This is a genomic window from Sorangium sp. So ce394 (assembly GCF_051474665.1).
GTDB classification, from domain to species: domain Bacteria; phylum Myxococcota_A; class Polyangia; order Polyangiales; family Polyangiaceae; genus Sorangium; species Sorangium cellulosum_D.
Genome location: NZ_CP150339.1, coordinates 11,100,348 through 11,118,850, shown reverse-complemented (window position 1 = coordinate 11,118,850; position 18,503 = coordinate 11,100,348). Strand labels below are relative to the sequence as shown.

Annotated in this window: 19 protein-coding genes; 6 read left to right on the top strand and 13 right to left on the bottom strand. The window is 72.8% G+C overall.

The features are described 5' to 3' along the window. Positions 1 to 5: 5 nt before the first annotated feature. Both WMF33_RS41060 and metK read right to left on the bottom strand, forming a co-directional pair. A complete protein-coding gene (locus WMF33_RS41060; RefSeq protein WP_437333704.1) occupies positions 6 to 1,328 on the bottom strand; it encodes a hypothetical protein in 1,323 nt (440 codons plus the stop codon). A gap of 348 nt (positions 1,329 to 1,676) precedes the next feature. After that, positions 1,677 to 2,924, bottom strand: coding sequence for a methionine adenosyltransferase (gene metK, locus WMF33_RS41055; protein WP_437333703.1), 1,248 nt, complete (start codon positions 2,922 to 2,924; stop codon positions 1,677 to 1,679). A 412-nt stretch (positions 2,925 to 3,336) separates the two neighbouring features. Between metK and WMF33_RS41050 the strand changes: the two genes are divergently transcribed. After that, complete coding sequence (locus WMF33_RS41050; protein WP_437333702.1) at positions 3,337 to 3,732, top strand: YbjN domain-containing protein; 396 nt, start codon at positions 3,337 to 3,339, stop codon at positions 3,730 to 3,732. Positions 3,733 to 3,748: 16 nt separating this feature from the next. Here WMF33_RS41050 and WMF33_RS41045 read toward each other — a convergent pair whose 3' ends face one another. After that, on the bottom strand, positions 3,749 to 4,117 hold the full coding sequence (locus WMF33_RS41045; RefSeq protein ID WP_437333701.1) for a PDZ domain-containing protein: 369 nt from the start codon (positions 4,115 to 4,117) through the stop codon (positions 3,749 to 3,751). Positions 4,118 to 4,328: 211 nt separating this feature from the next. Here WMF33_RS41045 and WMF33_RS41040 point away from each other — a divergent pair, with 211 nt between their 5' ends. After that, a complete protein-coding gene (locus tag WMF33_RS41040; protein WP_061629115.1) occupies positions 4,329 to 5,201 on the top strand; it encodes a CDP-alcohol phosphatidyltransferase family protein in 873 nt (290 codons plus the stop codon). Positions 5,202 to 5,278: 77 nt separating this feature from the next. Here WMF33_RS41040 and WMF33_RS41035 read toward each other — a convergent pair whose 3' ends face one another. The 5 genes from WMF33_RS41035 to WMF33_RS41015 form a co-directional block, all read right to left on the bottom strand. Further along, entirely contained in the window at positions 5,279 to 5,986 is a 708-nt protein-coding gene (locus tag WMF33_RS41035) for an NTP transferase domain-containing protein (RefSeq protein WP_437333700.1), read from the bottom strand. After that, positions 5,983 to 6,546: a thiamine pyrophosphate-dependent enzyme gene (locus tag WMF33_RS41030; RefSeq protein WP_437333699.1), complete on the bottom strand. Its 564-nt coding sequence runs from the start codon at positions 6,544 to 6,546 to the stop codon at positions 5,983 to 5,985. The genes WMF33_RS41035 and WMF33_RS41030 overlap by 4 nt, the downstream gene beginning before the upstream one ends. After that, a complete protein-coding gene (locus WMF33_RS41025; protein ID WP_061629118.1) occupies positions 6,543 to 7,055 on the bottom strand; it encodes a thiamine pyrophosphate-binding protein in 513 nt (170 codons plus the stop codon). Before WMF33_RS41025 ends, WMF33_RS41030 begins: the two co-directional genes overlap by 4 nt. Positions 7,056 to 7,059: 4 nt before the next feature. Then, a complete protein-coding gene (locus tag WMF33_RS41020) occupies positions 7,060 to 8,724 on the bottom strand; it encodes an isocitrate lyase/phosphoenolpyruvate mutase family protein (RefSeq protein WP_437333698.1) in 1,665 nt (554 codons plus the stop codon). A 180-nt stretch (positions 8,725 to 8,904) separates the two neighbouring features. Next, entirely contained in the window at positions 8,905 to 9,231 is a 327-nt protein-coding gene (locus WMF33_RS41015; protein WP_437333697.1) for a 2Fe-2S iron-sulfur cluster-binding protein, read from the bottom strand. 126 nt (positions 9,232 to 9,357) lie between these two features. Between WMF33_RS41015 and WMF33_RS41010 the strand changes: the two genes are divergently transcribed. Then, positions 9,358 to 10,647, top strand: coding sequence for an NAD(P)/FAD-dependent oxidoreductase (locus tag WMF33_RS41010; protein ID WP_061629121.1), 1,290 nt, complete (start codon positions 9,358 to 9,360; stop codon positions 10,645 to 10,647). A 30-nt stretch (positions 10,648 to 10,677) separates the two neighbouring features. Here the strand turns inward: WMF33_RS41010 and WMF33_RS41005 are convergent, their stop codons facing one another. The 4 genes from WMF33_RS41005 to purQ form a co-directional block, all read right to left on the bottom strand. Further along, positions 10,678 to 11,019 carry a hypothetical protein gene (locus WMF33_RS41005; RefSeq protein ID WP_437333696.1) on the bottom strand — a complete coding sequence of 114 codons (342 nt, stop codon included), beginning with the start codon at positions 11,017 to 11,019 and terminating at the stop codon, positions 10,678 to 10,680. 120 nt (positions 11,020 to 11,139) lie between these two features. After that, positions 11,140 to 12,513 carry a DNA methyltransferase gene (locus WMF33_RS41000; protein ID WP_437333695.1) on the bottom strand — a complete coding sequence of 458 codons (1,374 nt, stop codon included), beginning with the start codon at positions 12,511 to 12,513 and terminating at the stop codon, positions 11,140 to 11,142. Then, positions 12,491 to 13,288: a zinc ribbon domain-containing protein gene (locus WMF33_RS40995; RefSeq protein WP_437333694.1), complete on the bottom strand. Its 798-nt coding sequence runs from the start codon at positions 13,286 to 13,288 to the stop codon at positions 12,491 to 12,493. Before WMF33_RS40995 ends, WMF33_RS41000 begins: the two co-directional genes overlap by 23 nt. Further along, positions 13,285 to 14,010 (bottom strand): phosphoribosylformylglycinamidine synthase subunit PurQ, encoded by a 726-nt coding sequence (gene purQ / locus WMF33_RS40990; RefSeq protein ID WP_061625438.1) that lies wholly within the window; start codon positions 14,008 to 14,010, stop codon positions 13,285 to 13,287. Before purQ ends, WMF33_RS40995 begins: the two co-directional genes overlap by 4 nt. 93 nt (positions 14,011 to 14,103) lie before the next feature. Between purQ and WMF33_RS40985 the strand changes: the two genes are divergently transcribed. Then, on the top strand, positions 14,104 to 14,757 hold the full coding sequence (locus WMF33_RS40985) for a CPBP family intramembrane glutamic endopeptidase (protein ID WP_437333693.1): 654 nt from the start codon (positions 14,104 to 14,106) through the stop codon (positions 14,755 to 14,757). A gap of 421 nt (positions 14,758 to 15,178) precedes the next feature. On the opposite strand, the gene WMF33_RS40980 is transcribed toward WMF33_RS40985, so the two are convergent. Then, positions 15,179 to 16,477, bottom strand: a complete 1,299-nt coding sequence (locus WMF33_RS40980; protein WP_437333692.1) for a response regulator — start codon at positions 16,475 to 16,477, stop codon at positions 15,179 to 15,181. A gap of 175 nt (positions 16,478 to 16,652) precedes the next feature. Here WMF33_RS40980 and mnmA point away from each other — a divergent pair, with 175 nt between their 5' ends. Together mnmA and WMF33_RS40970 are read left to right on the top strand one after the other, a co-directional pair. Continuing rightward, the gene (mnmA, locus tag WMF33_RS40975; RefSeq protein ID WP_437333691.1) at positions 16,653 to 17,810 is read left to right on the top strand and encodes a tRNA 2-thiouridine(34) synthase MnmA; all 1,158 of its coding nucleotides are present in this window, start codon (positions 16,653 to 16,655) and stop codon (positions 17,808 to 17,810) included. Then, on the top strand, positions 17,807 to 18,460 hold the full coding sequence (locus WMF33_RS40970; RefSeq protein WP_437333690.1) for a hypothetical protein: 654 nt from the start codon (positions 17,807 to 17,809) through the stop codon (positions 18,458 to 18,460). Before mnmA ends, WMF33_RS40970 begins: the two co-directional genes overlap by 4 nt. Positions 18,461 to 18,503: the final 43 nt, after the last annotated feature.

Sequence of the window (18,503 nt, the reverse complement as noted above, 5' to 3'; positions counted from 1 at the left end):
CGTCGCTAGGGGGCCGGCGGCGGGCGGTCGACGGGTATCGTGCTCACGGTCTCGTCCTTGTCGGCGAGCCACACCCAGTTGTCGACGAGCCCGGTCGAGTCGAGCTGGTGATCGCCGGCGTCGTACGCTCCCCACCGGATCTTGATCAGCTGGCCCGGCTCGACGGGCGCGGAGGTGACGAGCCAGCTCGTCCCCGCGCGGCCCTCGAACCCCGTCCCGAGCAGCTCGCTGGTCCCGCTCGAGCACGCGTACACCCTGCCGTCGAGGTTGCAGGGCGGGCCGCCGTCGCAGCTGCAGACGTCGATGAAGGCGTTGTTGATGCTCATCGCGTTCCTCTTGTTGTCGAAGAGGATGTGGCCGTCGATGAGGTTGGCCGGACGCGGCGAGAGCAGCGCGACGAAGTAATCGTTGAACTCGGTGCAGACGAGCGGCCAATCGTAGGTGACGTAATTGATGTTGAACGCGAAGCCGCGGACGTTCGTCGGGACCCGGATCGCGATCTCGACGGCCGTCGGGTCGGACGGCTTCAAGGGCACGAAATCGCCGCAGTCGCGCGGGTCCTTCGGGAAGCCCTCGGGGAACTCGCCCTCGTACTTCTTGTTGAACCCCATCGGGCTCTCGAACCCCTCGTCGCTCGCTTGGCGCGCCGTGCCGCTGGAGAGCGCGAGCAGCCGCGCGCCTGCCTTCGGCGGGATGTTGGCCCCGAACTTGGGCAGGATGCCGTGCCCGAGGTGAAAGTTCGCGTTCTGTTCCGCCCCTTCCGGCGGCGGCGAGCCGTCGACCATGACCCAGGCCGCAGAGACCACCCCCCAGTCGCCGGGCCCGGACGACGTCTTGCACAGCTCGACCGCCCTCGCGGCGCTGAGCGGATCCGCGTCGTCGATCGGGATGTCGCTGTCGCAGGGCTCCGGCAGGTTGTCGATCTCGCCGTCGCAGTCGTCGTCGACCCCCTCCGGCGCGGCGCCGCCCTCGCCGCCGACCGTCGCGAGCTCCACCACTCCCGGGTTGACGAGCGGGTTGCAGTCGTCGCAGTCGCCTTGCTGCTCCGTGTAGCCGTCGCCGTCCGCGTCGTCGTCCGGCGAGCCGCCGCAGTCCATGCCCCCAGCGCCCCCCACGCTCGCCGCGCCTCCGGCGCCGCCCGACGCCGTGGTGATGGTCGTCGCGTCGGTCGTCGCTGTCGGCGCGTTGCCGCCGGGGCCGGCGGCGCTCCCGGCGCCGCCCTCCCCGCCAGCGGCGATGCCGCCCACCGGTCCGATGTTCCCGGTGCAGGCCACGCTCAGGCACCCCGCCGCGGTCATGAGGCTCAAGAAATCCAACCAACGCGTCATCGGTGCTCCTCGAGGTCGCATGGAGCCAAGGAGGTTCAGGTCGATCCGGCGATACGGGAGTCTGCGATGATTTTATCAGCAGAAGCCGCGGCAACAGTCAGCACATCCCGGCGAAGCGCGGTGCTTTTTTGTGAGTCGGACGCCCACATCGTGGCACCGGCTCCCGGCCAGGCGCGGGCGTCCAGCGCGCTGCGCGCTGCCGAAGAAGAGGGGCGACCGCATCGACGGAGCCTCGACAAAGCAGAGAGCGCCGGCGCTTTCACCGCGCCGGCGCTCTCGGGCCCTCGAGGGGCGTGGGCCGCCGGATCCGCCCCGCTCGACCGGTGTCGGGCGGGACGTTCCGGACGCTCAGGCCTGGGCGCCCACTTCCTTCTTGCCCTTGCGCTTCGGCTCCTTCTTGCCGGAGCCGTTCACGGTCGCGGGCACCGCCGAGAGCGTCGGGCGCAGCAGATCCTCGGCCATCTTGGCCGCGCGGTTCGTCTTCTCCCAGCTGAACTCGTCGCGCCCGAAGTGGCCGTACGCCGCCGTCTTGCGGTAGATGGGCTTCAGCAGGTCGAGCTGCTCGATGATCGCCTTCGGCCGCATGTCGAAGTTCTGCATGATGTACTTCTCGAGCACCTCGTCACCTACGCGGCCCGTGCCGAAGGTGTTGACGTGCACGCCGACCGGCTGCGCTACGCCGATGGCGTAGGCGATCTGCACCTCGCAGCGCGCGGCGAGCTTCGACGCGACGACGTTCTTCGCGACGTAGCGCGCGTAGTAGCAGGCGGAGCGATCGACCTTCGTCGGGTCCTTGCCGCTGAAGGCGCCGCCGCCGTGCCGGCCCATGCCGCCGTAGGTGTCGACGATGATCTTGCGGCCGGTGAGGCCGGCGTCGCCGAAGGGGCCGCCGACCACGAAGCGGCCGGTCGGGTTCACGTAGACCTTCGTGTTCCGATCCATCAGCTTCGCCGGGATGCTCTTCTCGATGATCAGGCTCCGCACGGCGTCGACGATCGTCTTGTGCTTGACCTCGGGGCTGTGCTGCGTCGACACGACGACGGCGCTCACGCGGACGGGCGTGTGCTCCTCGTACTCGATCGTGACCTGGGTCTTGCCGTCGGGGCGCAGCCAATCGAGCTTCTTCGACTTGCGGAGATCAGCGAGCTTGCGGGCGAGGCGGTGGGCATAGCTGATCGGCGACGGCATCAGCTCCGACGTCTCGTCCGTCGCGAAGCCGAACATGAGCCCCTGATCGCCGGCGCCCTGCTCCTTGAAGAGGCCCTCGCCCTCGGTCACGCCGCGGGAGATATCGGGCGATTGCTTCTCGATCGCCGTGAGCACCGCGCATGTCTCGTAGTCGAAGCCCATCGAGGCGTCGGTGTAGCCGATGTCCTTGATCGTGTTGCGCACGACCACCGGCATGTCGACCCACGCCGAGGTCGTGATCTCGCCGGCAACGACGGCCATGCCCGTCTTCACCAGGGTCTCGCAGGCGACGCGGGCCGTCGGATCCTTCTCGATGATGCCATCGAGAATCGCGTCGGAGATCTGGTCGCACACCTTGTCGGGATGTCCTTCGGTGACGGACTCGGAAGTGAACTGGTAACGGCGCATGAATCGCTCCTTCGGCGGGCTCGAAAAACGGGCCTCTACGCATAGTTCGAGCGCGGGGCACCGTCAACGCGGGCTGCGGCCGGCCGCGGACAAAAGCGCCGGCCGGACGAGCTGCCGGATGGGTCGGCTCGCGCGGCCTGAACGCGAATGGGCCACCGCGCGCGCGGCCATCCTGCGCGCGCGGCCGCCCCGCGCGCGCGCTGCTGCCCGGGCAGCACTTCGCTCCCCGGCGCGCATCCGTCGGGCGCGCCGGCGAAAGGCGCGCCCGACCGACGCGCGCCAGGCGAAGGAGCTGCGCCGCGCTCGGGATCGCGCCGGGCGGCCCGCGATCGCGGGCGATCGCGGCGCGGCCGCCCCGCCGCACGTCCAGCGCACTCCCGGTGGCGCGCCGCGAGCGGCTATGATGCCGCGCATGACGTTCGACGAGATCAGGGCCTGCCTCGAGGGTGAAGGCTGGGCTGTGGAGGTCGTGTCCAGCGACACGATGCGCAGCGACTTTCAGGGGGCCGAGCGGCTCTTCCCCCTGTTCGTGCGGCTCTCGCCCCCCTTCGTCGTCTTCGCGGTGATCCCGTTCGTGCGGCTCCCGATGGAGCCCGAGGAGGGCGACGCGATCGTGCGACGCCTCCTCCAGCTGAACCGCGAGATCAACATGGCCAAGCTCTCGGCCGACGAGGAGGGCGACGTGATCCTGAGTGTCGAGTACCGCCTCGAGGACCTCGATCCGAGCGAGGTGCGCGACGCGGTCGACGTGCTCTCGTTCTATGCGAACAAGCACTATGCCGAGCTTGTGGAGCTCGCCACGCCGTGAGGAGCCCCCCGGCGCCTCACGGCACGATCGGCTCCTCTCGCGGCTTGATCCCCTCGTGCGCCCTGAGCTCGCTGCGCACGACGCGGACGCGCCGCACGTCGCCGCCGCGGACGACCGTGAGCTCGACGGCGCTCCCGACCGCGCCGCGGAGCCGCTCGCGCACCTCGGCCGAGGAGAGATCCCGCACGTAGACGCCATCGATCATGAGGATCTCGTCGCCGGGGATCAGCCCGGCCCGCTCGGCGGCGAGCCCGCGCGGTACGTCGCGCACGTAGAGCGCCTGCGACTCGTTGTCTCTCCCGAGGACGGCCCCGATGGACCCCACGCCCGCCGCGCAGCCGGCGGCCATGAGCAGGAGCGCCGCGCCGAAGGACCTGCTTGCCACGGGGACACCATAGCGCCCGAGCGGCGCCCCGTGCGCCTCATCGTCGGGCGACGTCCCCGATGTCCGTGGAGCGCTCAATCCAGTTGGTCTCCGGGGGGAAGCTGCCCTAGAGTCCGCGCCGGAGTCGCCGATGCCCGAACCGTGCGCTGCTACCGAGAGCTCTACGCCTGCCGCTCCGTCCGGCGGTGTGCCCGGCGGCTGGAAAATGCGCATGGAGGACCCGCTCAATCGCTACTATCGGTACCCGATCGCGCGCTGGATCGTGCGAGCGCTGATGAGGACGCCCGTTACCCCGAACCAGGTGACGCTGGTCCAGCCGCTCTTCGCGGCGCTCGCCGGGTACCTGGTGACGTTCGATGATCCGCGGCACCTCGCCGCCGGCGCGCTCGCCTTCGAGCTCCGCTCCATCCTGGACTGCGTGGACGGCGCGCTGGCGCGGGCCAAGCGGATGGCGAGCCCCGCAGGGCACGCCATTGACGCCCTTGCGGACTGGCTCGGTGTGACATTCCTGTACGCGGGCATCTTCTGGCACTTCCACCTTCACCCGCCGCCCGAAGGCCCGTGGAGCGCAGTCCTGTCCACGAACGGCATCCTGCTGCTCGCGCTGCTCCAGGGGGCGCTGCGCTCCTTTTCCTCGGACTACTTCAAGCTCAAGTACTGCTCGATCTTCGAGCGGGGCACCGATGAGACGGTGGACGTGCTGCGCAGCAAGATCCAGGCGCTCGGCCCGTCGTCCTCGTTCTTTGCCCACGCCGATGTCTTCATCGGGCGGATGGGGCACCTCGCGTTCGAACACGAGTGGTTCGACCCGGAGCGGAGCCGGTCCTCCACCGGCGCCGATCAGGTAAAACAGCTGATCCGGGAGGAGACATCGCCGCTCACGCGCCTCATCGGCGCGCTCTGGGCGATATCGAACGGGGACGCGTTCCTGTCGCTGGTGGTGCTGACGCTCCTCGCGGACCAGCTCTGGCTGGGTCAGGTCTTCTTCGCGACCGGCGGGGTCGTCTGGATCGTCGCGGTCATCGTGCTGAACGGCTGGTTCCTCCGCGGCGCGTCCCGCCGCGGGAAGCTGGCCGTGGCCTGAGCTCGGCCGCCGCGGCGCCGCCGCGCTCGGGCCCGCGCGTCTCGTCTCGTCAGAGGGCGCTCGTCAGAGGGCGCGCGTCAGAGCGCGCTCGCCAGCCGGCGAGCCTTCTCCACGTCCTCCTCGAAGTCGATCTCGGTCCAGGGCAGGTCGTCGACGCGCTCGATGCCGAACGGCACCTCCTGGAAGGCGCGGTCCATCGCGGCCTCGTACTCCTGATCGAGGCGGCCGGCGGAGACCTCCTCCTCGAGGAGGCGCTGCATCACGCGGCCGCCCTGCGGGCCGACCTTGGCGAAGCCGACGGTCTCGCCCGCCAGGTCCCACTCCTTGCCGACGCGGCGCGCGATCTTCAGCACGCGGCCGGCGCGGACGCCGACCATCATCTCCTCGCCGCTCTCCTCCGAGCCCGCGTCGACGAGCAGGCAGTTCTCGTGCGGCGAGGACACGAGGCGCCGCAGCAGCGCGGCGGGGTACAGCACGTCGGCGTCCATCCACAGCCCGCCGCCCGACAGCCGATCGGCCGCGACGTGGAGCGAGACGATGCTCCCGTGGACGAACCGCGGGTTCTCGACGAGCTCGATCTTGAGCGGGGCGCGGAGCGACGCGAGGGCCTCCTCGATCATCTCGCGCCGGAAGCCGACGACGATCGTCAGCTCGGCGACGCCGCTCTCGGCGAGGTTCACGAGGTGGCGCTCGAGCAGCGTCTTGCCCTCGATCGAGATGAGGCACTTGGGCGCGTCCCGGCCGATGCGCCGGCCGCGCCCCGCGGCGAGCAGGATGGCCCTCATCGGCGCGCCTCGGCCGCGAAGCGGGCGGCGAGCTCCGGCGGGGTCTCGGCGACGCGGCCGATGCCCTTCACGGTGCCGCCCTCGACGAGGGCGAGGACCATGACCGGGCCCGGCTGCACGCGCGCGGCGCGCAGCGACGCGTCGAACGAATCGACCGAGTCGGCGCGGTGCGTGGCGCGGTAGCCGACGGCGCTGGCGACCGACTCGAGCTTCACGTCGCCCGAGATCGTCCGCTGCCCACCGGTCGAGGCGTGGGAGCGGTTGTCGAGGACGACGTGCAGGAGGTTCGCGGGCCGCTCGCTCCCGACGCTGGCGAGGGCGTTCATGCCCATGAGGACGTTGCCGTCGCCGTCGAGCACGAAGATCCGCTTGCGCGGCTGCGCGAGCGCGAGGCCGAGGCCGATCGACAGGCCGAGCCCCATCGAGCCGATCATGTAGAAATTCGAGGGCCGGTCCTGCGTCGTGTAGAGCTCGCGGCCGATCATGCCGTTGCAGCAGACCACGAGGTCGTCCTTGCCGACCGCCGCCGTGAACACCTTGAGCGCTTCGAGCTTGTTCATTCGAGCACCCCCGCCGGGACGATGAGCGCCGCCGGCTGCCTCGTGGAGAGCATGACGTCCTTCGCCCACCCGACCTGCGGGCCCATCGGCTCGCCGCCGCGGAGGACGCGGTGCTGGATCTTCATCAGATCGAGGATGGGGAGCATGATCTCGCCCATCATGATGTGCTCCGGGGCGTCGTTGCCGCCCTCGCCGCGCCAGGAGATGACGAGCAGCGTGGGCACCTCGTACATCGTGCTGAGCGAGGCCAGCGCGTTGACGGAGACGCCGAGCCCGGAGTTCTGCATCAGGACCATCGGCAGCCGGCCGCCGAGCCAGGCGCCGACCGCCATCCCGATCGCGCTGTCCTCGCGGGTCGCCGAGATGTAGCGGGCGTCCCTGTCGGCCTCGAGCTGCGAGACGAGGCCCTTCAAGAGCGAGCAGGGCACGCCCGCGAAGAAGTCGAACCCCGCGTCCTTGAGCGCGGCGACGAACTCGGGCGCGTACGATTTTCCTGAACCGTGGGACATCGGCTCACTCCTTGATGAGGGCCCAGGCGCGGCGGTAGTCCTCGAACGTGTCGATCTCGAGCCACCCCTTGTAGACGTCGATCGCCTGCACGTCCGCGCCGCGGTCGATGAGCTCCTGGAGCAGGTCGGTGAAGGTCGCGCTGCGGAGCGACTCGGCCTCGTGGAAGCTGCCCTTCGCGCGGGTCTCCTGCAGCTGGCGGTAGCAGTCGGTGAGCAGGCGCGCGCCCTTCGCGGTGAACATGGCCATGCCGACGAACTCGCCGTGCGCCTCGCCCGCCGGGATCGCGCGGCCGACGCGGGCCACCCGGTGCGGCGCGTCGGCGCCCACGAAGCGGTAGCCGGCCTCCTGCGCGTCCTTCAGGACCACGAGATCCGGCACGCCGCGCGCGTCCTTGGGCCGCTGGCCCTCGGCGTAGGCGCGGTCGACGACGATCGAGATGTCGGCCGGGCTCTTGAGCAGCTTCTCGAGGTGGCCGCGCTCGAACACGATGTCGCCGTAGAGGAAGACGAACGGCCCGTTCAGCTCCTTGGAGGCGCGGAAGAGCGAGGCGACCTCGTTCGTCGTCGCGTACTCGTCGTTGTCGTAATAGCGGGCGTTCGGGAGCTTGATCGCCTCCTTCTTGTACCCGCGCACGACGGCGACGTCCTTCACGCCGCACGCGTTGAGCACGTCGATCTGCCGCTCGAGGATGCTCTTGCCCTTCAGGTCGAGCATCGGCTTCGGCAGCTCCTCCGTGAGGGGCAGGAGGCCCTGGCTCTGGCCGGCGGCGAGGATGACTGCGGTGACGCCCGGGCTGCCGGAGGGCAGGAAGCTCGACTCCTCCTGCTTCATCTTGTCGACGCCCACGAGCTGATAGACGCGCTCGAGCGGCACCACCTTGTCGTCGACGCTGCCGGTGTACATCTCGCGCTTGAGCGTCTGGAGCGTCTCCGTCATCGCCTTGATGGACGAGCGGATCGCGTGGTTCGCGAAGATGATCAGCTTGAAGCCGGCCTTGTGCAGGGTGTCGACGTTGGTCGTGCGGTAGATCGTCGGCACGCAGACGAGCGGCGTGCCCGGGCGATCCCACGCGCGGGCGAAGGAGAGCACCTCGTCCGGGTCCTTGCTCTTCGAGTGGATGAGGACCATGTCGGCGCCCGCGTCCGCGTAGGCGCGGCCGCGGCGGAGCGCCTCATCCATCCCCCAGCCGGCGATGAGCGCCTCGGTCCGCGCGATGACCACGAAGTCGCGGTCCTTCTGCGCTGATTTCGCCGCGCGGACCTTGAGCGCGTGCTCCTCGACCTCGGCGAGCTCGCGCTTCACGCCCGCGTAGAAGCTGCAGCGCTTCGGGAAGATGTTGTCTTCCATGCAGATGGCCGCGACGCCGGCGGCCTCGTACTCCTCGACGCAGCGGATGACGTTGACGGCGTTGCCGTAGCCGTTGTCGCAGTCCGCGATGACGGGGAGCGAGGTGTTGTTCATCATCTTGGCGGCGTGGAGGTTCTCCGCCATCGTGAGGATGTTCGCGTCCGGCACCGCGTAGCTCGCCGAGATCTCGAAGCCGGAGGCCCAGAGCCCGTCGAACCCTGCCTCTTCGCCGATCTTCGCGGAGAGCCCGTTGTGCGCGCCGATGATGACGATCGGGCCCGGGCGGGCCATGAGCTCGCGCAGCTTCCTGGCTTTGGTCACGTCTGCTCCACTCCTCTCCTCCGCGCGGCCTCGTCACGGTCCGCCCGGCGAGCGACCGCGCCCGCTGCGCAGCGGAGCGCGGCCCGAGCGAGCGGCGCCCGCCGTCGCCGCGCGCGGGCGGCGCCGTGGGGCGCCGGGTCTCGCCCTCCATCGGAGCCGGGCCTCAGAACGGGGCCTGCCTTAACACCGTTCGCCGGTCCCGCCAATGCCGCGCACGCCGCGGAGCCGGACCAGCCCAGGGCCGGCGCGGAGCACCGCCTGGCAGGCGAGGCGCAGGCGCGGCGGGGCGCCGAGCCGCTCGAGCAGCTCGAGCTCGCCGCGCGCCGGCGGCTCGAGGTGTTGCTCCCCCTCGACGACCTCGACGCGGCAGGTGGCGCAGCGCGCGTCGCGGCACGAGAACACGACCGGCGCGCGGGCGTCGTCGCAGACGTCGATCAGCCTGCCGGCCTCGGCCTCGGCGGAGACGGGAGGGCCGAGCTCGCTGGCCTCGAACACGACCGTGGGCATCGCCGCTTCCTCCTGCGCCCTGGCTGGGGCCCCGCGCCGATGGCGAGCGGCGCGTCGGCCCGGGTCTGACCTCGCGCGCCGCGACCGCATTTTCGCGGGCGTCTCCTCGCATTATACGACGGAGGCATGACCGATCGCTGGGACGCAATCATCCTCGGCGGCGGGCCGGGTGGGTCGACGCTCGCCGCGTCGCTGGCCAAGCTCGGCCGCCGTTCCCTCGTGCTCGAGCGGGAGACGTTCCCTCGCTTTCACATCGGCGAGTCGCTGCTGCCTCGCTCGCGCGAGGTCTTCGAGCGGCTCGGGCTGGACGAGAAGCTCGACGCGCGCTTCCTCCGCAAGTACGGCGCCCGCTTCCTGTGCTCGTCGACGGGGCGGACGCGGACGTACAGCTTCGCCGACGCGTTCGATCCGAAGTTCGAGTTCGCCTACCAGGTGGAGCGCGACGTGTTCGACCAGCTGCTGCTGCGGCACGCGGCGGAGCTCGGGGCGGAGGTGCGCGAGTCGTGGGAGGCCGTCGAGGTGCTGTTCGACGGGTCGCGCGCGGTCGGGGTGCGCGCGCGGCCGCGCGCGCGGTCCGAGGGCGCCGCGCCGGACGCCGCGTCGGCCGCGCGCGCCGGCGCGAGCGACGTCGTGGAGCTCCGGGCGCCGATCATCGTGGACGCGACGGGGCGGGACACGCTGCTCGCCTCGAGGTTGCGGCGCAAGGCGCAGCTGGCCGAGCTCGACAAGACCGCGCTCTTCGCCCACTACGAGGGCGTGGTCCGCGAGGACGGGATCCACCAGGGCAACATCCAGCTGGTCATCTTCGACCACGGGTGGTTCTGGTTCATCCCGTTCCGCGGCGAGGTGACGAGCGTCGGCGCGGTCGTGTCGTCGAGCTGGATCCGGAGCCGGAGGCGAGGGGAGAGCCTCGACGATTTCTTCGAGCGCACCGTCGCCGAGAGCAGCTGGGCGCGGGAGCTCCTCGCGGGCGCGCGGCGCGTGAGGCCGGTGGGGGCGCTCGCCGACTTCTCGTACCGGATCGACCAGCTCGCCGGCGACGGCTGGCTCTTCGTGGGCGACGCCGGCGGGTTCCTCGACCCGCTCTTCTCGACGGGCGCGCACCTCGCCATCAAGGGCGCCGATCTGGCGGCCACGGCGATCCACCGCGCGCTCGAGGCCGGGGACACCTCGCGCGCCGCGTTCGCGAGCTACGAGGCGGAGGTCCGCTACGCCGTCGATCTGTTCCTCGGCGTCGTGCAGGGCTTCTACAAGGGCCACTTCCGGGAGACGCTGTTCGAGCCGAACCAGCGGCCCACGATGCGCAAGCTCATCACCAGCATGCTCGCGGGCGACGTCTTCCACGCCGAGAAGCGCCCGCAGTGGGCGTCGTTCCTCCGGCAGTACTATCCGGCGGAGGTGCCCACCTTCACGTGACGCGCGGCGCGCTGGCCCCCGCGCGCGCGATCACCCGCCGCAGGGGGCGCGCTCGGCGACCGCCTCGCTCATCTGCTGGCACGCGGCCGCGAGCGCGCTGCGCGCCTCGTCCCTCGCGTCGCCCTCGAGCGCGTCGTCGTCGGCCTCCGCCTTCGCCTCGAGCGCGTCGCGCGCGATCCGGATCGCGGCCTCGTGGCCCTTCCTCGTCTCCGCGGGCAGCTTGCCGGCGCAGGCGAGCATCGCGGCCAGGTAGCCGTCGCACGCGTCGACCCCCGTGCTCTCGAGCTCGGCCCTCCCCGGCTCGCCGCCGGCCTTGCCGCAGCCGAGGACGGAGGTGCCGCACAGGAGGAGTCCGAGGAGTGCTCTCGTCATCGTCATCGTCATCGTTGCGCGCCCGGGGCGTCGCCGGCGCCCGGTGCCGGCCGCGTCGCGCCCCGCTCGATCGCGGCGCACCGTGCCACGGGCGCGCGCCGCGGGGCAATTTTCGGCCGGTCAGGCGCGGATCAGCAGGATGGCGTGCTCGTGGCGCGGGCGGCGCTGGAAGGCGCGCGCCGTGGGGCGGTGGAAGTGCGGGCGCGGCTGCGACGCGACCGCGCGGACCGCGAAGCGCGCGCCGGAGGCCGCGGCCCTCACCACGTCGACCGCGTAGACCGGCGCGCCGGCCACGACGCTGTCGGCGATCAGCAGCACGAGCGGCGCGCCGCTCCGCAGCACGCGCGCGAGCGCGACGAGCACGCCGCCGAGCTCCTCGCGCCAGCGCGCGCGTCCGGCCTCGGGGCCGAGCGGATCGAGGTGCCGGCGGGCGCCGATCTCGTCCTGCTCGAAGCTCGCGCTCCGGAGCCGGAGCCAGCGCAGCCTGGCCTCGTGGTGGGCGAGGTAGTCGTAGACGCCCGGGTACGGCGGCGACGTGACCGCGAGGTGGACCGAGTCGGGCGCGACGCCGCGCAGCGCGCGCGCGTCGCCCTCCTCGACGAGCGCGGGCGGGCTGGCGGACAGCGGCGCGGCGACGTCGGCGAGGCGCCGGGCGAGCTCCTCCGCCTTGCGGACGAAGAGCCGCGCCGGATAGCCGGCGGCGATCCGCCGCGGCAGCTCGTGCTCCGACGTGTCGGACGTGCGGCGGCTGAGCTTCGTGAGGATGGCCGAGAGCACGAGCTCGAGATCCGCGCGCAGGGCGTCGGCGCCGTGGCCCGCGAGGCGGTCGAGGCCGACGCGCAGCCCGTCGAGCTCGAGCAGCACGTGCGGCTCGAACAGGGCGACGTCCTCGGGGCCGTACCTGCGGCTCGGGCCGGCGCGCGCCTTGCGGCGCTCGTCGGCGGCGGCCGCGACCTCGCGCGCGGCGGCGACGAGCCGCTCGCGCTCGCCCGGGGTGCTGCCCTGCACCTTCAGCCGGGCGAGGCGCACGGCGAGGGGGTTCGCGTCGACGCCGACCGCCGCGCGGCCCGCGAGCCGGGCCTCGACGAGGACGGTGCCGCTGCCGCAGAACGGGTCGAGCACCCGATCGCCCCGCCTCGAGAGCGCCTCGACGAGCCGGCGGGCCGTGTCCGGGTGCATCCGGGCCGGGTAGCTGTGGAACCCGTGCACGTGGGCGCGGGCCGCCTCCTCCGCGTCCCTCGCGCTGGCCACGTCGAGCGCGTGGGCGAGCATCGCCGCGTCGCCCGGATCGCCCTCGAGCCGCGTCTCGCCGCCCACGTTGGTCAGCGCGCGGCGCGCCTGCGGCGCAGGGCGGGGCGCGCGGGGCTCCTGGGGCGCGCGGGGTTCCTGCGGCGCGCGGGGCTCCTGGGGCGCGCGGGGCTCCTGCGGCGCGCGGGGCTTCTGCCGCGGGGCGCCCGGCTTCGTCTTCGGATCAGCGCTTCGTGGGCTCGACATGGGCGGTCCGTTGCGTGAGGGGCATGTCGGCGAGCGCTTCCTCCTCGGCGGCGAGGGCGTGCGCCGCGCGCTCGGCCTCGGGCTCGCCCGCGGGCGCCGCGCCGACGCGCAGCCTCGGCGCGTAGCCGAACTCGCCCGCGGGGCTCACCGCGCCGCGCACGACGTCGTTCACCTCGAGCAGCGCGAGCAGCTCCTCGGCCTGGGCCTCGCCGATGCGGAGGGTCGAGGCGAGCGCGCCGGCGGTGAGCGGGCGCTCGGCCTGCCGGGCGACGTCGGACGCGACGGAGACCCAGGCGGCGTCGAGCGCGGGCGCGATGTCCCGGCCCCGCGACTTGGCCCGCCGGAACGCCCACAGGGCGAAGGCGGCGACGGGCGCCATCGTCAGGAGGCCCGCGGCGAAGAGCCCGACGCTCGCGCTGAGGACGAGCAGCATCACGGCGAACAGGAACACCTCGAAGCCGAAGAGCGCGCTCGCCGCGATGCCCGCCGCGCGCCAGACCGAGCGCGCCGAGGCCGCGGCGCGCGCCTTCTGGAGCAGCGGCACCTCGCGGCCGGATCGCTTCGCGCGGTCGCCGTCGACCGGGACGCGCGGGCCGCCGCAGACGTCGCACCGGAAGCGCAGCTCGGGGTGCGCGGAGACGCCGGCCACCCCGCCGCAGTGCGGGCACGCCTCGGCGCGCTGGTCCGCGCCGCACCGCGGGCAGCGCGCGCTCCCCGGCGCGAGCGCCGCGGCGCACACGCGGCAGCGGGCGTCGCCGGACGGCGCCTGCGTCACGGCGCGCTCGCGGCGGACGCGGCGCGGGCGCCGTTCACGCTGCGGAGCACGGCGTCGAACAGGGCGCGCCCGTCCGCGCAGCCTTGCCCCTGGAAGGGCTGGCTCATCCGCTCGGGGTGGGGCATCAGCCCGAGCACGTTGCGCCGGGGGCCGCCGTAGATGCCGGCGATGTCCATGGCGGATCCGTTGGGGTTCGCGTCTCCTCCGACCAGCCCCTCCCGGTCGCAGTACTGGAGCGCGATGGCGCGATCCTCGACGAGCTTGCGGAGCGTCTCCGGATCGGCCTGGTAGCGCCCCTCGGCGTGGGCGATCGGCAGGCGGAGCACCCGAGGCAGGCCGCTCGTGAACGGCCCCTCGGCGCGCGGCGTCACGAAGACGTCGCGGCACTCGAAGCGGAGGTGCGCGTTGCGGGTGAGGGCTCCCGGGAGCAGCCCCGCCTCGGTGAGGATCTGGAACCCGTTGCAGACGCCGAGCACCAGGCCGCCGCGCTCCGCGTGCCGCCGGATGGCGGGGACGATCTGGCTCGTGCGCGCGATGGCGCCGCAGCGCAGGTAGTCCCCGTAGGAGAACCCGCCGGGGATGGCGACGAGGTCGGTGCCAGCGGGGAGCTCGGCGTCGCGGTGCCAGGCGGTCGACGTGCGGACCTGGAGCACGTCGCGGAGCGTATGGATCATTTCGGCATCGGCGTTGGAGCCCGGGAAGATGACCACGGTCGCGTGCATGGCCGTCCACGTAGTCCGGTTGCCGGCGCTCGGCCAGGGGTCCTGAAGCTGCGCGCCGCTTCACCGGGTTCTGGGGGCGTGCCATGATGGGGCATGGCTTCGCGATGGGCGCGGACCGGCCGGACCGACGCGACGCTACGGGCTTCGCGGTGGGCGCGGACCGGCCGGGCCGACGCGACGCTGCGGGCCGCGTCCGGCTACCTCGTCCTCTCGGCGCTGGCGATCTCGCTGGCCCTGGTGGTGCGGGATGGATGGCCGTGGATCCACCCGAGCCCCTGGCTCTCGCTGCCCCCGCTGGCCGCCTTGCTGATGAGCGCCGCGCTCGGCCTCACGCTCGCGGCCGGGGTCGTCGCGATGACGCGCGTCGCCGTGGCCCGGTTCGGCTGGGCGCGGCGCCTGCACAGCGAGCTCCGCCCGGTCGCGCTGGACCTCTCGCTCGGCCAGGTCCTGCTCCTCGCGGGCCTCTCGAGCCTCGGGGAGGAGCTGCTCTTCCGCGGGCTCCTGACGCCGCTGCTCGGCGTGGCGCTGAGCGCGCTCCTCTTCGGCCTGATGCACCAGATGCGCGGCCCGAGCCGCTGGGTGTGGGTCGGCTGGGCCGCGGGCGTCGGCGCGGGGCTCGGCGCCATCTTCGCCGCGACCGGATCGCTGGTCGGTCCGTTCGTGGCGCACGCCGTCGTGAACGCCGTGAACCTGAGCTACCTGCGCGACCACGATCCCGGCGAGGCGGAGCAGCAGGCGACGCTCTGAGGGGCTCGTCCGGCCGGCCGGACGAAGGCCTTCGTGAGGAGAGGCGTTGCCGACCTGCCCGGCCCCCTGGGAGGGAGCTCGCCGCCTTTGCGAAGGCAGACCGATCGGCTCGCGATCGACCCCCGGCCGAGGTGGCCGAAGGGGAGGGGCGAAGGGGGTTCGACCCCCGGCCGAGGTGGCCGAAGGGGAGGGGCGAGGGGGGTCGAACCCCGTTCAGGGTGGCCGAAGGGGAGGGTCGAGGGGGTTCGACCCCCGGCCGAGGTGGCCGAAGGGGAGGGGCGAAGGAGGTTCGACCCCCGGCCGAGGTGGCCGAAGGGGAGGGGCGAGGGGGGTCGAACCCCGTTCAGGGTGGCCGAAGGGGAGGGTCGAAGGGGGGGCCGACCCCCGGCCGAGGTGGCCGAAGGGAGCGCGCGGAGCGACCTCAGCGCTTCTTTGAGTCGGGACGGGGAGGCCGGGCGGGCGCTGGTCGCTGGGGGACCGGGCTCATGCGCGACGAACCTTCTTCATGGCTCGCCGGCTGGGTCGTCGGGGGAGCGACGCTCCCGCGGGAGAGCTCGCCCGGCTCGCTCGAGCGGCCCGGCGAGGATGGCGGCGCCGTCGTCCGGCGCGACGGCGGCTTCGACGGGGAGAGCCGGCCGTGGCCGCGCGGGACCGTGGGCGGATCGCTCTCGTCCGCGCCGCGCCGGCTCGACGGCGGCTTCGCCGTCATGCGGGCGAGCGAGCGCAGCGTCGGCGGCGGCGCGGCCTCGAAATCGAAGCTCAGCTCGAGCGACGGCGGCGCGTCGGAGATCGCCAGGGCGCCGTCGGCCGCCCTCCGCGGCGCGGCGCCGGGCTGGCGGCGCAGGAACTCCCCGAGCGGCGCGCGCGACGACGGCGGCGCGACGTCGTCCGGGATGGACGACGGCCCGCCGAGCGCCGTCGTCGCGATCCGGGGCTCCTGACGGCGCCGCGACGGCGGCATCGGCAGCTCGACGCGGGCGCTCTCGTCCTCGAGCCGGGTCGCCTCGAGCAGGTAGGCGGCGATCGATTTTCGCTCCGGCGGCACCGGCCGGCTGCCTGGAACGAACGCGAACCGCCCGACCTTCCAGGCCAGCATGGTGCGGAGCGCGGCGAGCGCCGACACGCGCGTGCCGCCCACGGTCCCCTGGACGATGCACCCCTCGGCGATGTCGAGCTGCGCGCGCCGCTTCTTGCTGAGCACCTCGAACACGCCCGAGCGCCGCTCCATCTCGAGGACCGTGAGGACGGTCGCGATCGACATCTGGCTGAGGTCGCCCTCGATGGCGGTCTGGTCGACGGAGGCGGGGATGGACATGAGGCTGTCCCGCCGCTGCCGCAGGCGGGACGCCATCTGCACGAGGGCCCCGATCTGCGCGACGACCTCGGTGACCCGGAACGGCTTGGTCATGTAGACGTCGGCGCCGACGTGGAACCCCTCGAGGCGGGATTGCTGGTCATCGAGGGCGGAGAGGAACAGGAAGGGGGTGACGGACACCCGCGAAGGTTGGGTGCGGACGTTGCGCGCGACCCAGTAGCCGTCGTGGTCGGGCAGGCCGACGTCGCAGACGATGCACTCGGGCTCCAGGGTGCAGGCGGTCGAGAGCCCGGCCTCCGCGGTGGCGCAGTAGATGACCTCGTAACCCACCTCGCGGATCGCGGTGGCGAGCAGGTCCGCGACATACTCCTCGTCCTCGATCACGAGCACGACCCCGCTCGGCATCTGGCAGACGGTACACGCGCGCCGCGGGGGTGGCCAAGGGTGAATGGCGGCGAGCCGGTCCGAAGCTTGGGCCGCGCGCCGCCGCGCGCCGCCGCGCGCCGCCGACGGAGCGTGTCGGCGCGTGTTTGCCCGCGGCGCCCGACCGCGGCGCGGGATTCACGCTATAAGAACGGAAATGGCAACTCCTGTCCGAGAGGCCGGCAGCGCGGCGCGGCCCGGCGAGCGGCCCTCCCCGGGGGCTCGCGTCTTCATCGCGATGAGCGGCGGAGTCGACTCCTCGGTCGCCGCGGCGCGCCTCTGCGACGCTGGTTACGAGGTCGTCGGCGTGACGCTGCACCTCTGGGACTACCCCGACGACGGCAGCGTCAAGAGCCGCTGCTGCGCGCCCGAGGATCAGCACGACGCCCGCCGGGTCGCCGACCACCTCGGCATCCCGCACTACACCTTCGATCGCCGCGCCCTGTTCCGCGAGCACGTCGTCGATCCGTTCGTCGACGCCTACCTCGCGGGCGAGACGCCGAGCCCGTGCGTGGCCTGCAACCGCTCGGTCAAGCTCCGGGAGCTGTTCCCGCTGGCGGAGCGGCTGGGCGTCTCGTGGGTGGCGACGGGCCACTACGCGCGGGTCGTCGTGGAGGAGGGCGGCGCCCGCCTCTACCGCGGCCGCGATCGGCACAAGGATCAGAGCTATTTCCTCCACATGCTCCGGTCGGACGAGCTGTCGCGGCTCCTCTTCCCGCTCGGCGAGTCGACCAAGGAGGAGGTGCGCGCCGAGGCGATCGCCCGCGGGCTGCCGGGGGCCGACAAGGGGGAGAGCCAGGAGCTCTGTTTCATCCCCTCCGGCCGCTACGCGCCCTTCGTGGCCGAGCGCGCGGCGGACAGGCTCCGGCCCGGGCCGATCGTCGATCGGGACGGGCGCGTGGTCGGGTCGCACGGCGGGGTGCACGGCTTCACCGTGGGCCAGCGCAAGGGCATCGGCGTCTCGCTCGGCCGCCCGGCGTTCGTCGTGGGCCTCGACGCGGCGACCGGCGCGGTGCGCCTCGGCGACGAGGCCGACCTCTACGCGGCGGGCGCCGAGATCACCGAGGCCGTGTGGTCCGACGACGCGGTCTTCCCCCTGGAGGCCGAGGTGCGGGTGCGCGCGCGGCACGAGGCGGCGCCCGGCGTCATCGAGCGGCGGCGCGACCCCGCGACGGGCGCCGAGAGCTTCGTAGCGCGGTTCGAGAGCCCGGTGCGGGCCGTCTCCCCCGGTCAGATGGCCGTGGTGTACCGGGGCGACCGCGTCCTCGGCGGCGGCCGCATCCGGGCCGCCCTCCGCGCGGGGGCGGCGTCGTGACGGCGCGCCTGCTCGTGCCCCTCGTGTGCTGCCTCTCGCTCGGGTGCTCGCTCGGGCAGGGGGAGGGCGAGGTCTACAGCTCGAGGCTGCTCGCGGCGGACTGCTGGGAGGGCGCCTACGACATGCGCCCCGACTTCTTCGCCGCGGTCCCGTACCGCTCCACGCTGCAGATCCGGGTGCAGCGGGGCAGCGACCTCCAGGAGGTCTCGGACGGCCTCGCGGTCACGATCGACGATGTCGGCCTCATCCGCGGGGACGGGCAGGTGAACAAGCTCGACGTCGACCTGAGCGTCGGGCTCCCGCCCGGCGTCGAGCTGCCGGGCTCGCCCCCGCCGACGCCGAAGCCGGAGGGGCTCGCCCCGCTCGTGCACATGGCGCTCTACCTCCAGCGGTCGTGCCACAACCAGAACACCGTGCTCTACGCCGTGGATGGGACCATCAAGTTCCAGGCGCTGTTCAGCGGCGATCCCAACGAGACGGACGCGGTCGACAAGTACACGGACGCGACGTTCGACATCTGGGTCGGTGATCCGCGCGACGCCGGGATCGGTCATCCAGCCGACGCCATCCCCCGGGAGCTCCTCTCGAGGGTCACGGGGAGCTTCCGTTTCTATTTTGAGCGAGGTCAACCTGGCCAACCGTTCCCCTGAGCTCGCCACGACTCCGTCCTGGGTCTCTGGTGGTGTCCTACCT